General features: G+C 34.4%; 14 protein-coding genes and 1 other RNA gene. 12 read left to right on the top strand and 3 right to left on the bottom strand.

The window, feature by feature from the left end:
- Positions 1 to 66 precede the first annotated feature (66 nt).
- The 7 genes from QM017_RS04775 (at position 67) to QM017_RS04745 (ending at position 5,985) form a co-directional block, all read left to right on the top strand.
- Positions 67 to 564 carry a DUF5590 domain-containing protein gene (locus tag QM017_RS04775; protein WP_178197018.1) on the top strand — a complete coding sequence of 166 codons (498 nt, stop codon included), beginning with the start codon at positions 67 to 69 and terminating at the stop codon, positions 562 to 564.
- A 16-nt stretch (positions 565 to 580) separates the two neighbouring features.
- Entirely contained in the window at positions 581 to 1,765 is a 1,185-nt protein-coding gene (locus tag QM017_RS04770) for a pyridoxal phosphate-dependent aminotransferase (RefSeq protein WP_178197020.1), read from the top strand.
- Positions 1,766 to 1,781: 16 nt separating this feature from the next.
- The gene (gene asnS / locus QM017_RS04765) at positions 1,782 to 3,083 is read left to right on the top strand and encodes an asparagine--tRNA ligase (RefSeq protein WP_178197022.1); all 1,302 of its coding nucleotides are present in this window, start codon (positions 1,782 to 1,784) and stop codon (positions 3,081 to 3,083) included.
- A gap of 65 nt (positions 3,084 to 3,148) precedes the next feature.
- The gene (locus QM017_RS04760) at positions 3,149 to 3,850 is read left to right on the top strand and encodes a DnaD domain protein (RefSeq protein ID WP_178197024.1); all 702 of its coding nucleotides are present in this window, start codon (positions 3,149 to 3,151) and stop codon (positions 3,848 to 3,850) included.
- Entirely contained in the window at positions 3,850 to 4,494 is a 645-nt protein-coding gene (nth, locus tag QM017_RS04755; protein WP_178197026.1) for an endonuclease III, read from the top strand. The genes QM017_RS04760 and nth overlap by 1 nt, the downstream gene beginning before the upstream one ends.
- A gap of 85 nt (positions 4,495 to 4,579) precedes the next feature.
- Positions 4,580 to 5,098, top strand: coding sequence for a transposase (locus QM017_RS04750; RefSeq protein WP_282709007.1), 519 nt, complete (start codon positions 4,580 to 4,582; stop codon positions 5,096 to 5,098).
- Positions 5,099 to 5,100: 2 nt separating this feature from the next.
- Positions 5,101 to 5,985: an IS3 family transposase gene (locus QM017_RS04745; protein WP_282709006.1), complete on the top strand. Its 885-nt coding sequence runs from the start codon at positions 5,101 to 5,103 to the stop codon at positions 5,983 to 5,985.
- A 58-nt stretch (positions 5,986 to 6,043) separates the two neighbouring features.
- Here the strand turns inward: QM017_RS04745 and QM017_RS04740 are convergent, their stop codons facing one another.
- A complete protein-coding gene (locus QM017_RS04740) occupies positions 6,044 to 8,281 on the bottom strand; it encodes a transglycosylase domain-containing protein (protein WP_282709005.1) in 2,238 nt (745 codons plus the stop codon).
- 19 nt (positions 8,282 to 8,300) lie between these two features.
- A complete protein-coding gene (gene recU / locus QM017_RS04735; protein ID WP_178198122.1) occupies positions 8,301 to 8,912 on the bottom strand; it encodes a Holliday junction resolvase RecU in 612 nt (203 codons plus the stop codon).
- 142 nt (positions 8,913 to 9,054) lie between these two features.
- Between recU and QM017_RS04730 the strand changes: the two genes are divergently transcribed.
- The 4 genes from QM017_RS04730 (at position 9,055) to QM017_RS04715 (ending at position 11,625) form a co-directional block, all read left to right on the top strand.
- On the top strand, positions 9,055 to 9,609 hold the full coding sequence (locus QM017_RS04730; RefSeq protein ID WP_282709004.1) for a DUF1273 domain-containing protein: 555 nt from the start codon (positions 9,055 to 9,057) through the stop codon (positions 9,607 to 9,609).
- A gap of 56 nt (positions 9,610 to 9,665) precedes the next feature.
- Entirely contained in the window at positions 9,666 to 10,007 is a 342-nt protein-coding gene (gene gpsB / locus QM017_RS04725; RefSeq protein ID WP_178198120.1) for a cell division regulator GpsB, read from the top strand.
- 17 nt (positions 10,008 to 10,024) lie between these two features.
- Positions 10,025 to 10,401: RNase P RNA component class B (rnpB, locus tag QM017_RS04720), an RNA gene on the top strand.
- Positions 10,402 to 10,491: 90 nt separating this feature from the next.
- The gene (locus tag QM017_RS04715; protein WP_178198119.1) at positions 10,492 to 11,625 is read left to right on the top strand and encodes a class I SAM-dependent RNA methyltransferase; all 1,134 of its coding nucleotides are present in this window, start codon (positions 10,492 to 10,494) and stop codon (positions 11,623 to 11,625) included.
- A gap of 70 nt (positions 11,626 to 11,695) precedes the next feature.
- Here the strand turns inward: QM017_RS04715 and QM017_RS04710 are convergent, their stop codons facing one another.
- On the bottom strand, positions 11,696 to 12,088 hold the full coding sequence (locus QM017_RS04710; protein ID WP_178198118.1) for a ribonuclease HI family protein: 393 nt from the start codon (positions 12,086 to 12,088) through the stop codon (positions 11,696 to 11,698).
- A 124-nt stretch (positions 12,089 to 12,212) separates the two neighbouring features.
- Here QM017_RS04710 and QM017_RS04705 point away from each other — a divergent pair, with 124 nt between their 5' ends.
- Positions 12,213 to 12,587 carry an EbsA family protein gene (locus QM017_RS04705; protein ID WP_178198117.1) on the top strand — a complete coding sequence of 125 codons (375 nt, stop codon included), beginning with the start codon at positions 12,213 to 12,215 and terminating at the stop codon, positions 12,585 to 12,587.
- Positions 12,588 to 12,665: the final 78 nt, after the last annotated feature.

The raw sequence follows: 12,665 nt of genomic DNA, 5'->3' as shown, positions 1-12,665 counted from the left end.
AAGCTTCTTTTTTGTTGGTATAATAAAGAATGTTTGTAATATTTTTAAATAGAATAGGGTAGAAAAATGAAAAAATCAAATGAAAGTTCCATTGTTTTACGTAAAACAATCATTTTAGGAAGTATTATTGTCATTTTATTTGCTTTATTTGCATTTTATAGTTATGTTCAAGCTCCTAAAAGACAAGCTCAAAAGCAAGCTTATGCTTTGGCTCAAAAATATGCCCACGTTAACAATCCAACCGCTTTTTATTGGTATAATCGTGATAAAACATATTTTACAGTAGCTGGAACAAATAATGAAAAAGAAAAAGTCTATGTAATTATCTCTAAAAATGGCAATAAAATTAACATTTATTCTCAAAACAAAGGAATTTCGGCATCACAAGCAACTAAACTAGTAACTGATATGCGTAAACCTAAAAAAATTATTAATGTAGCCTTAGGCATGCGTAAAAGCGAACCAGTTTGGGAAGTTAGTTATCGTAATGCTGCTAATAATTTGTGTTATGATCTAATTTCATTTAAAGATGGTGAAGTTCTTAAGACGATTCAAAATATTTAAAGGAGTTTTTATAGTCATGAAGATGTCACAGCGTATTGAAAATATTCAATCTTCCGCAACATTAGCTTTATCAACTAAAGCAAATGAATTAAAACAAGCAGGCGTGGATATCATTAATTTATCAGTAGGGGAACCAGATTTTCCAACACCACAGCATATTAAAGACGCTGCTATTCAAGCAATTAATAACAATCAATCTGATCGTTATACGCCAGCTTTAGGAATTACAGAACTCAGACAAGCAATTGCTAATGAGTTAAATCAACAGTATCAAACAGCCTTCACAGCCAAAAATGTGGCTGTAACGGTCGGTGGGAAATTTTCTTTATACGCGGTAACTCAAGCTTTGGTAAATGCAGGAGATGAAGTTCTAATTCCGTTACCTTATTGGGTTAGTTATGAAGAACAAGTTAAGCTTGCAGGAGGAAAACCTGTTTTTGTCGCAGCTGCGCCAGATTCTTTAAAAGTAACAGTTGAACAACTAGAAGCTGCACGCACAAATAAAACAATAGCAGTTATTATCAATTCGCCTCAAAATCCCTCAGGCTTGATTTATTCTGAAGATGAACTCATTGCAATTGGCAATTGGGCGGTTAAAAATGATATTATATTAATTGCTGATGACATGTACGGCAAGTTAGTCTATAATGGTAATCGGTTCGTATCGTTGTTAGATCTTAGTGATGAGATTAAACAACAAACGATTTTAGTCAGTGGATTTTCGAAAACTTATGCAATGACTGGTTGGCGTGTCGGTTATACAGTAGCTAATACAGAATTTATCGCTCGTTTAGGTGCTTTTGTCGGACACGCAACGAGCAATTTAGCTGCGGTTAGTCAATATGCAGCTTTAGCGGCTGTCACCGGCTCACAAGATTGTGTTGAACAAATGAAAGAACAATATGAAAAGCGCCTTAATACAGTATTTGATTTATTAACAACTATACCAGGGGTGAGTCTTTTAGAAAAACCTCAAGGTGCCTTTTATTTGTTTCCTAATGTTAAACAAGCTGTCGCAATGACCGGATATGCATCAACTGAAGAATTTGCAAACGCGCTGTTAACAACCGCTCATGTGGCTGTTGTTCCTGGATCTGCGTTTGGAATGCCTGATCATATTCGCTTAAGTTATGCTACAGATTTGGCAAGTTTAAAAGAAGCAATCAGTCGTATCAAAAAATTTATCGAAGATCGAATTTAATTAGGAGGTATTTTTTGTGGAAACAATTAGTATTATTAACGCTAAAGATCATGTCGAACAAAAAGTTAAGATTGGTGTTTGGTTAACTAATAAGCGTTCCAGTGGTAAAATTGCATTTTTGCAATTACGTGATGGCTCTGCCTTTTTCCAAGGAGTTGTTGTTAAAAATAACGTCTCTGAAGAAACTTTTAAATTAGCTAAGGAATTAAAACAAGAATCTAGTTTTTATGTAATAGGGACGATTCATGAAGATACACGTTCTCATTTTGGCTATGAAATTGAAATTGAAGATATTGAATTTGTAGGGGAAAGTGATAATTATCCAATCACACCTAAAGAACATGGTACAGATTTCTTGATGGATCATCGTCATTTGTGGCTACGTTCTTCTCGTCAATTTGCAATCATGCAAGTACGTAATGAATTGATTCGTGCAACTTATGAATTCTTTAATAAAGAAGGTTTCATCAAACTTGATGCACCAATCTTGACTGGAAGTGCGCCAGAAGGAACAACAGAATTATTCCATACAGAATACTTCGAAAAAGATGCTTATCTTTCTCAATCAGGACAGCTTTACGAAGAAGCCGGTGCAATGGCTTATGGAAAAGTCTTTTCTTTTGGACCAACATTTAGAGCCGAAAAATCTAAGACTCGTCGTCACTTAATCGAATTTTGGATGATTGAACCTGAAATGGCATTCATGCACCAAGAAGAAAGTTTGGAATTACAAGAACGCTATATTGCATTTTTAGTCCAAAATGTCTTAGATAACTGTGAATATGCTTTGGATATCTTGGGACGCGATAAAGAAGTTCTTAAGCAATATACACAACTTCCATTCCCACGTATTACTTATGATGATGCTATCAAATTATTACAAGAATCTGGTCAATTCCCAGATGTTAAATGGGGTGATGATTTTGGTTCGCCAGAAGAAACCTACTTGGCAAATCATTTCAGCAAACCTGTCTTTGTGATGAACTATCCAAAATCCATGAAACCATTTTACATGAAGCCTCATCCAACACGTGATGATGTAGTAATTTGTGCTGACTTATTAGCACCTGAAGGTTATGGTGAAATTATCGGTGGCTCCGAACGTGCTACAGATCCAGAATATTTAGCACAACAAATTGAAGCTGCTGGTTTAGATTTAAAAGAATACGAATGGTATCTTGATTTACGCCGTTACGGCAGTGTACCACACTCTGGTTTTGGATTAGGTTTAGAACGTACAGTTACATGGATTACAGGTGAAAGTCATATTCGCGAAGCAATTCCATTCCCACGTTTGTTAAATCGTATTTATCCTTAATGATTTTTTGTTACAGCAGCAGGTTATCTTGCTGCTGTTTTTGCCTAAAGAGGAGGTGTTTTGATATGGATTATTTTGAACAATATTTAGCAGCAGGTCAAATGACACTTTCTAATCTTTTATTAACTCATTATTCTGATCTGGGATTAACCGATACAGAATTTATATTATTTTTACAAATAGATAGTTGTCTGCAAAAGGGAGTTAATCCTGATTTTGATCAAATTGCAACCAATATGAAAATATCAACTAATTCTGTTTACGAATTATTGCAAGCTTTATTAGAAAAGAAATTTTTACAAATCAAGCAAGTTGAAATCAATGGGAAAAAAGGTGATTGTTATAATTTCACCTTACTTTACAAAAAATTAATGGCATTGGAAGAACAACAAGTACAAGATAAAAATAATAAGCAACATAATCAAGAAAAGGTTACACTGTTTGAAAAATTTGAAAGTGAGTTAGGAAGACTTCTATCTCCATTTGAGATTCAATTATTAGATGATTGGCAAACAAAAGATAAATATTCTTGTGAATTAATTACATTGGCATTAAGAGAAGCTGTTTTACATCGGAAAGTTAATTTTAAATATATAGACAAAATCTTAAATAATTGGCAGCAAGAAGGAATCAAAAATGCTGTTGATTTGGCCAACCATGAACAACAGCGTAATAATCATTTCAATCCCAAATTTGAATTGCCACCAGATGCTCCACCTATTCCTATTTATAAATGGGCTAAAATGCCAAAAGGAGAGGATAGTTAATGCTTAGTAATAAAAAAACACTAGAGGCTGTTACTATCATGGGTGAAGTTTTTCCAGATGCGACAACTTCTTTAGTAGCAGATTCAGATTTTCATTTTTTAATTGCTGTTATTTTAAGTGCGCAAGCTACAGATAAATCAGTAAATCTAGCAACACCAGCGTTATTTGCGCGCTATCCAACTTCCAAAGAACTTGCACAAGCTACGCCTAATGAAGTTGAAGAATATATTAAAACAATCGGATTATACCGTAATAAAGCTAAATATTTAGTTCAATGCGCACAAGCTTTAGAACAAAAATTTGCAGGAGTTGTTCCGCAAACACTAAAAGAATTGATGTCTTTACCAGGTGTTGGGCGTAAAACCGCCGATGTTGTTTTAGCAGAACGTTTTAAGATTCCTGCAATTGCAGTCGATACACATGTTAGTCGTGTTTCTAAACGACTAGGAATTGTTAGACAATCAGATGATGTATTAACCATTGAACAAACTTTGATGAAGAAACTTCCTAAAGAGATTTGGATTGCTGCACATCATCGTATGATTTATTGGGGACGACATCAATGTATGGCGCGCTCACCTAAATGCATTACTTGTCCACTCATTGATTTATGTAATTTTGGACAAAAACAATTGAAACAATAATAAATAAAAGACCTCGTGAAAATAATTTTTGAAGTGCCTTACAATTGTTAGACAAAGTCTAGCGATTGTGAGGTGCTTTTTCCGTATGACTAAATATACTCAAAAATTCAAATTAGATCTTATTCAAGAATACCTAGATACTGGCTGTTCACAACGATGTCTAGAAAATAAGTATTCTTTACCAAAGGATACCTTAAAAAAATGGTGGACTGCATACAATTTAAAAGGACCCGAAGGGTTGAAATTACGACATTTCAAACGTAAATTTACTGTTGATTTTAAACTTCGTGTGATAAACTACTACCTAAATAATGATGTTTCAATGTCCAAAGTGGCGGCTTCCCATAATCTTTTGTGTTCACAGATATCTATCTGGTTGAAGTTGTTTATGGAAGGTGGATCTGAGGCCTTGAAACCCAAGAAGAAAGGTAGGCCAAGTAAGATGTCAAAAATGACAAAGAAGGATGCACGTAAAATTTTAAAAAAGGAAAGTGATGAAATTGCGGCACTAAAGAGTGAATTACGTCAAGCCAAAATGGAGCGTGATATCTTAAAAAAAGCGTTGACCCTGTTCGGACCCTCAAAGCTAAGGAGAAAACAATAATTGTGGATCAGATCAGGGTGGACCAACAAAACTTGCCAAAAAAGGAACGATATGGGATTGGTGAGCTTCTAAAAACGATCGACTTGAAGCGACCGACTTATTACGACGAACGCAAACGTATCATCAATAAAAATGATAAGTATGCTGATGTTAAGGTGGTAATCAAGGAAATAGCGGAAAAAGGTAAATGGAGAGATTCTTACACATACGGCTATCGCCGTATAATGCCACTTCTTTATCACATGGCTGAAGCTACTTTACGTCGCTTAATGAATGAATTAGGTGTACAACCAGGTATGTATAATTGCCGTAAAAATAATCACTATTCTTCTTATAAAGGTACAGTTGGTAAGGTAGCTGATAACTTGTTAAACCAAACATTTGATGCTACATCTCCTTTTACTGTTCTTCATACGGATGTTTCACAAGTACGTTTAGGTAATTCGACCTGGGCTTACATGTCAGTCATTTTAGATCAAGCTACCAAAGAAGTTTTAGCCACTTCTGTTAGCCAAAGCTCAAATAAACTGTTGATTATGGATACATTAAGTCAGTTTGAGGATAATCTCCCCAATAACTTTAATCCAATTATCCATTCTGACCAAGGATGGCACTACCAATTAGACTATTATCGTGAAAAGATTGATTCATTAGGTTTAATTCAAAGTATGTCCCGCAAGGGAAACTGCCTAGATAACGCTCCAATGGAAAGTTTTTTCCATCTTTTTAAAGTTGAATCACAGCCTGAAATAAAGAAGTGTAAGAATATTTCTCAGTTCACACAGTTCTTTAACAAGTATGTCAATTGGTACAATAATGATCGAATTTCCAATAAAACAAAAAACATGAGTCCGGTTGATTACCGAACCCATGTCTTAGTTGCTTAAAAATATTTTATTTTTGTCTAACTTTTTTGTTGCACTTCATTTTCACGAGGTCTTTTATTTATTCTACACTTTGTGTTTGTGTACTACTAATGCTTGAACTGCTAGATTCACTAGACGTTGAGCTTTCTGAAGAAATTGAACTGGATGAAGTAGTACTGGTTTGTGCTGAACTAGAACTAATTGTTTCTGAAGCTTCAGAACTAGATGATTCAGCAGATGAAAGAATACTTGTTTCAGAAGATATTCGCTTAATAATATCTGGATCTTCTGCTCCTGCTAAATAAAGCTCACGGACACCATTTACTTCTTTAGTATAAACATTACTTGGCTTAGTCCAATCAGTATTGGATTTGCCTTCAGACATATAAAGCATAATATATTTATAGATCAATGCAGCAATTCCAGATGAAGCCGATGAAATATAATGTCCATCTTCAAAGGCTTTATCATAACCAGTCCAAACAGACACAGAATAATGTTTTGTATATCCATTAAACCAAGAATCCATGATGGCATTAGCAGGAAATTTAGTTACATTATCTGGATAAGCATTTGTTCCTGTTTTGCCAGCTTGGTATAATCCAGGGATATTAGCACGATATCCAGTTGCCAAAGGAGAAGTGAAAACGCCTTTTAACATATCTGTAATCATATAAGCTGTTGAAGATTGCATCACTTGCTTCCCAGTACTTGAATATTCTTTAACTGAACCATCTGGCGTTTCAATTTTATTAATATAATTTGGTTTATAGTAAGTTCCACCGTTGGCAAAAGCAGCATATGCGGCTGCATTTTGTAGAGTTGAAGATGGTAACCCAATCCCATTTTGGAACTCTAATGGTTTCTTGTAATTAAAACCTAATTTACTGATGAAGTTCGTAGCTCTAGTAATTCCAACTGCTTGCAAAGCTCTCACTGCTGGAATATTACGTGATTCAACTAAAGCTTCACGCATCGTCATTTCACCTTTATGCTGATTATCAAAGTCGTTAAGTTCGATGTTAGTACCAGGATAAATATACTTAGAGTCATCTAAAGCATGATAAGTCGCCCAACTTAAATATTCGATTGCAGGACCATAATCCATCAATGGTTTTGCTGTAGACCCATTTGTGCGATTAGTTTGAACAGCTCGATTCAATCCATAGGTAACGTCGCCTGTTTTACGGCCTCCAATCATTGCAACAACATTGCCATTATTTGGATCAATAATTGTCGTAGCAATTTGAAAATCATCATCAGGGAAGTAGATATACTTATCTGTATTAACGATATCATATAAATGTTGTTGAACACCCATATCAAGGTTAGTATAGACTTTTAGGCTATCTTTATATGGGTCATAGCCTTTCTTTTTAATTTCTGCAATAACTTGTTTGATATACGAATCAGCTACTTTAGCTTTTTGATTATTTTGGGTTTGCTCATGCTGTGGCAATAAACCTTCAGTAATACTTTCTTGTTTAGCCTGATTAGCTTGTGCTTGCGTAATTTTTTTATTTTCTACCATTGCATTTAACACGTCATTACGTCTTGCAGTTGCATATTCTTGATTAGAATATGGATTATAAGAAGAAGGGGCATTAGGAATTCCTGCAATCAATGCTGTTTGTGCTAAATCTAATTTGCTTAAATCTTTGCCATAGTAATATTTAGCAGCTGTTTGCATCCCGATACAACCATTTCCCATAAAAGCTTTATTAACGTAAAATGTTAAAATTTGATCTTTAGTATATTTACGATCCAATTGTAAAGCTAGCCAAGCTTCTTGCGCCTTACGTTTCAAAGTTTGATCTGAACGCTTGGTTGAAAAAAATGATAGTTTAATTAATTGTTGATCTAATGTACTACCACCTTGTAATCCGCCTGAAGAACCAGTGATGTTAGCTAAAGCCGCACCAACAATACGTGTCGGATCGATTCCTTTGTGCTTATAAAAACGGCGATCTTCAATGGAAATAATCGCATCTTTTAAAGTTTGCGGGATATCTTTTTCATCAACATGAACTACGTTTTCTGTTCCTAACGAAGTAATTTTTTTGCCTTTTGAATCATAAATGGTTAAAGCTTCTGCAGATGTTAATTTATCTTCATCAAGTTTAGGGGCATCTTTAGCATAAAAGACAAAGAGTCCAGCACCAAAAATGATTCCTAAAACAAATAACGAAAGCAAAGTCACAAAAACCTTAAACAACCAACCATGCTTTTTTTTGTTAGGGTTAGAATGTTTTCTTTTATCTTCTTGACTTTGTTTGCGCCGTGCTACCCTTGAATTTTGGGGATCTTGAGTTGTCATAAATACGCTCCTTTAAGTCTTAAAAATTATTATCTATTAGTTTATCAACCAAATCTAAATAAGGAATACGTGGATGTAAACCATATTTTATTTGGTAACCATGTTTAACAATTGCGCTTTTGGGTATTGATTTTTTTCCATTATCCTTTTGAGACCAACAATGAAACAAAAATTGGGCAGGTAATAAAAAAAGCTCATTATCCATACTAAATTTGACAATCGCAAAACAAATACCTTGTTGCCTTTGACAAGCTTGCATATGGATAATCTGATGCTCGTGAAAGTTATTCAATGGGAAAGAATTTTTATTGCGTGTTTCTTTTGCCTCAAAATCCAAATAATATCCGCGATAAACACCATTATAATCAGTAGTAGAAGCTTGTTTAAAATATGCTTCCTTAATAACAGCTGCACTTCGTTTAGGGTAATCAACATTAACAATCTGAATAGGTGTTGGTTTTTTATGAATAACAGCTTTTCCTCGTTGTAGGTAATAACGATTACTGATGTTAATTTCTTCTTCTAAAGACATTCCGCGGTTACCATAAATAACATTTTTAGCTTTTAGATTTGTGTTAGGTTGTAACAATTCTTTTTTAAAAGGTTTCCCGTTTGGATAATGTAAAACCATTAAGCTATCACGCTCCTATGCGCTTAATTATAACAATTGTTGCTTTAGTTGGCAAACAAGCAAGTCTTAGAGCTACGCCATTTACTAAATCCTAAGATTTTATTATAATTCTAAATGATTAAGCTAAAAAAGAAGGGACAATATGCGTTTATTATTAAGTGGATATCGTAGCTATGAATTATCAATCTTCAATGATCAAGATCCTAAAATTAAAGTTATTAAATACAGTTTGCAACAAGAACTACTACAATTACTTTCTAACGGATTAGAATGGGTAATTACTGGTGGTCAATTAGGAGTTGAACAATGGGGTGCTCAAGTTGTTTTAGAATTAAAAAAAGAGTATCCAGAGCTTAAATTAGGATTAATGTTTCCTTTTGCAGATTTTGGAGAAAATTGGCAAGAAAATTCACAAGAGAAGTTATTTTCTTTAAAACAACAAGCGGATTTTTTGGGTACTGTTAGTCAAATGCCTTACAGTAATCCACAACAACTACGTAATTATCAAGATTTCATGCTAAATCATACCGATGAAGCCTTGCTGGTGTATGATTCACAATATCCAGGAAAGTGTGAGTATTTGTATCGAGATATTTTGAAAAAAACAGATTATCGACTATCATTAATCGATATGGACCAATTACAAGATCAAGCACAAGTCTATTTTGAGAGTAAAAACTCTTGGCATTTTGAATAACAATTGCTATAATAATAATGTTATGAGTTAAGTCCGAATGTGAGGTGCAATTTTTGATGGAAAATATTAATCTTACGCCTAAGGACATCGTAAACAAAAATTTCAAGCCAAAGATTAAAGGCTATGATCCCGCTGATGTTGATGAATTCTTAGATTTAGTGATTCAAGATTATGAAAACTATACTAAGGAAAATCAACGACTTCAAGCAGAAAATGATCGCCTTGTTAATAAGGTAGATGAGCTGACTAAACAATTAGCGGTTAATAATTCGTCACAAACTTCACGACAAACGTCTACCATGACAAATATGGATATTTTGAAGCGTTTGTCTAATTTGGAACGACACGTTTTCGGTGTACAGCTTAACAATGATAACGATCAAAATAATCGTTTTTAAATAATTAAATTTATGTAGCTCTCTGGTAATCGCGGTCTATTTTTAATAGGCTGAGGAAAGTCCAAGCTTGCACAGGCTGAGATGCTTGTAGTGATCGTGCTTGCCGAAAAAATAAGGCAAGGTACTCTTTGAGTAACGGCGGATAAAAAGGCTAAGGTTTGTAACTATGTCTGAGTAATCCTGAAAAGTGCCACAGTGACGAAGCAGAACGGGAAACCGTTCTGGTGGAACGCGGTAAACCCCTCGAGCAGGTAACCCAAACTTTGGTAGGGGCGCTTCATGACGGAAATGAACTAATCATGGGGGCGATGAATATATTTTCATTTGCAGATAGATGATTACCACCGATTTTGGTTTCCTGGACCAAATGACGTACAGAACGTGGCTTATAGAGGACTACATATCAGGTTAAGAGCTAGGATGTTAATCCTGGCTCTTTATTTTTTGAGATAAATTACCCATAGAAAGGGATTTTAAAAGTAATATGAAAGAATTTAATCTTATTGCAACTGCTGCGGCTGGACTAGAAGCCGTAGTAGGTAATGAATTAAAGCATCGCGGTTATGAAGTAGTTGTAGAAAATAGTCGTGTACGTTTTAAGGGGAATGTTGAAGATATTTTATTAACTAATCTTTGGCTGCGTACAGCTGATAGAATCAAAATAGTTGTAGCAGAGTTTAAGGCTAAAACCTTTGAAGAACTCTTCCAAAGGACTAAAGCCATCGCGTGGGACCAATATTTACCTTTAGATGCTAATTTTCCAGTAGCTGGTAAATCACAAAAATCAACGCTGCATAATGTGCCTAGTTGCCAAGCAATTGTTAAAAAGGCTATTGTAACTAAAATGAGTGAGGTTTATCATCGTAAAACTCGTTTGCCTGAAACTGGAGCTGTTTATCCAATCGAAGTAGCTCTTAACAAAGATCAAGTTCTTTTAACGCTTGACACCACGGGCTCAAGTTTATTTAAACGTGGATATCGCTTAGAAAAAGGGGGCGCACCGTTAAAAGAAAATATGGCAGCCGCACTACTTTTTTTAGCGCATTGGTATCCGGATAAAGCATTCGTCGATCCTGTTTGTGGCTCGGGCACCTTACCAATCGAAGCAGCCTTGATTGGCAAAAACATCGCACCTGGCTTACAACGCTCATTTGTTTGTGAAGAGTGGACCTGGATTGGTAAGCCTTTAGCAAATAAGTTAAGACAACAGGCTAAAGAAGCTATTAAGAGTGATGTTACGCTCGATATCTCAGGTTATGATATCGATGGACGTATGATTGAGATTGCCAAGCAAAATGCTCAAAATGCAGGTGTGGCTGATATAATTAATTTTAAACAAATGGCAGCTAAAGACTTTAAAACTACCAAAATAAATGGAGTAATCGTGGCTAATCCACCATATGGTGAACGGTTAAGTGATCAAGATAGTGTTCGCAAACTTTACCAACAAATGGGACAAGTCTACGGGCCGTTGACTAGTTGGAGCAAATATATCTTGACTAGTGATTTAGAATTTGAAAAATATTACGGACAAAAGGCAAGTAAACGGCGTAAGCTATATAACGGTGCTTTACGAACTGATTTATTCCAATACTGGGGTAAACCGATTAAAAAATAGTGATTTTAAGTAAAAGAGTCATGAAATTACATTCGTATTTTATGACTCTTTTAATAATGAAATTACCAAGTTAGTTTATAAACTTAGCTAGTCCTTGTAAGGCCAGCTGATGGGCGCCTTGATTTTGTTTTTCTGGTATCCATTGATATACAACTAATGTAAATTGATCATGTAACTTATTTAATTTAGCCAATAGCTCGGGATAAGACTTACTGTAGTTTTTTTCTAGACTGGTAATGACGATTTTACTATCAGAATAAAAAAATAAGTTATGTTTACATCCGTAATGTTCTTTGACATACTCAAAACCAGCAATTGCTGCTAAAAATTCAGCTTCATGATTACTAACAAAAGGTAAATCAACTTTTATTTGATGTTGTATACCATCAACAACTAATAAAACTCCACCAGCACTAGGACCGGGATTGCCTTTTGTTGCTGCATCTGTATATAATTTAATCATTTTTCTTTCCTTTGCGTAAGTGTTCGTTAATATTATACTAAGAAAATTACAAAGTAGCACGCTTTTAGCCAAAGATTTGTTATAATCAAAGTTGCTTTAATAATAAAAGAAAGGTGTTTAGAGTTTGAAACAAAAATTTTACTATCAACCAGACCTAGCTACCTCTATTATTTGTTGGTCTTTTACTGGAATGATTTTTTTATCAAGTTTGTTATTATGGCTTGAAATTACTGTTTTTCAAATTTGGACTGCATTAACATTCATTTTGTTTGTACTAGTAAGTATAGTTCAGATTTTGAGACGACAAGTTTTATTAAATGAACAAGTACTTTTGTTGCGTGCGGTTGTTTCATTTAATAATAAGGAAATTCCTTTAAATGAACTAAATAAAGTTAAAAAAACCAAATATGGATTACAGTTAATCACTAGATTCAGAAGCTATAATATTTTACTAACTCCTAAATCCGCAGAAAAACTTTACATTTCTTTAAATAAATAATCATATTGTTCGTTTTTAAAAGCTATTCCTTAACCGGAATAGCTTTTTTTAATTAAACTAATGACAAAAATCCAAATA

Origin of the sequence: Ligilactobacillus sp. Marseille-Q7487 (assembly GCF_949152225.1) — a bacterium.
Classification (GTDB): Bacteria; Bacillota; Bacilli; order Lactobacillales; family Lactobacillaceae; genus Ligilactobacillus.
This window is presented reverse-complemented; position numbering and strand designations above follow the sequence as displayed.

What these genes read in the sequence shown, in the direction of transcription:
- QM017_RS04775 (WP_178197018.1), top strand. Translation starts at nt 67, where the DNA reads ATGAAAAAATCAAATGAAAGTTCCATTGTTTTACGTAAAACAATCATT.
- QM017_RS04740 (WP_282709005.1), bottom strand. Translation starts at nt 8,281, where the DNA reads ATGACAACTCAAGATCCCCAAAATTCAAGGGTAGCACGGCGCAAACAA.
- nth (WP_178197026.1), top strand. Translation starts at nt 3,850, where the DNA reads ATGCTTAGTAATAAAAAAACACTAGAGGCTGTTACTATCATGGGTGAA.
- QM017_RS04750 (WP_282709007.1), top strand. Translation starts at nt 4,580, where the DNA reads ATGACTAAATATACTCAAAAATTCAAATTAGATCTTATTCAAGAATAC.
- QM017_RS04730 (WP_282709004.1), top strand. Translation starts at nt 9,055, where the DNA reads ATGCGTTTATTATTAAGTGGATATCGTAGCTATGAATTATCAATCTTC.
- QM017_RS04715 (WP_178198119.1), top strand. Translation starts at nt 10,492, where the DNA reads ATGAAAGAATTTAATCTTATTGCAACTGCTGCGGCTGGACTAGAAGCC.
- QM017_RS04770 (WP_178197020.1), top strand. Translation starts at nt 581, where the DNA reads ATGAAGATGTCACAGCGTATTGAAAATATTCAATCTTCCGCAACATTA.
- recU (WP_178198122.1), bottom strand. Translation starts at nt 8,912, where the DNA reads ATGGTTTTACATTATCCAAACGGGAAACCTTTTAAAAAAGAATTGTTA.
- gpsB (WP_178198120.1), top strand. Translation starts at nt 9,666, where the DNA reads ATGGAAAATATTAATCTTACGCCTAAGGACATCGTAAACAAAAATTTC.
- QM017_RS04760 (WP_178197024.1), top strand. Translation starts at nt 3,149, where the DNA reads ATGGATTATTTTGAACAATATTTAGCAGCAGGTCAAATGACACTTTCT.
- QM017_RS04710 (WP_178198118.1), bottom strand. Translation starts at nt 12,088, where the DNA reads ATGATTAAATTATATACAGATGCAGCAACAAAAGGCAATCCCGGTCCT.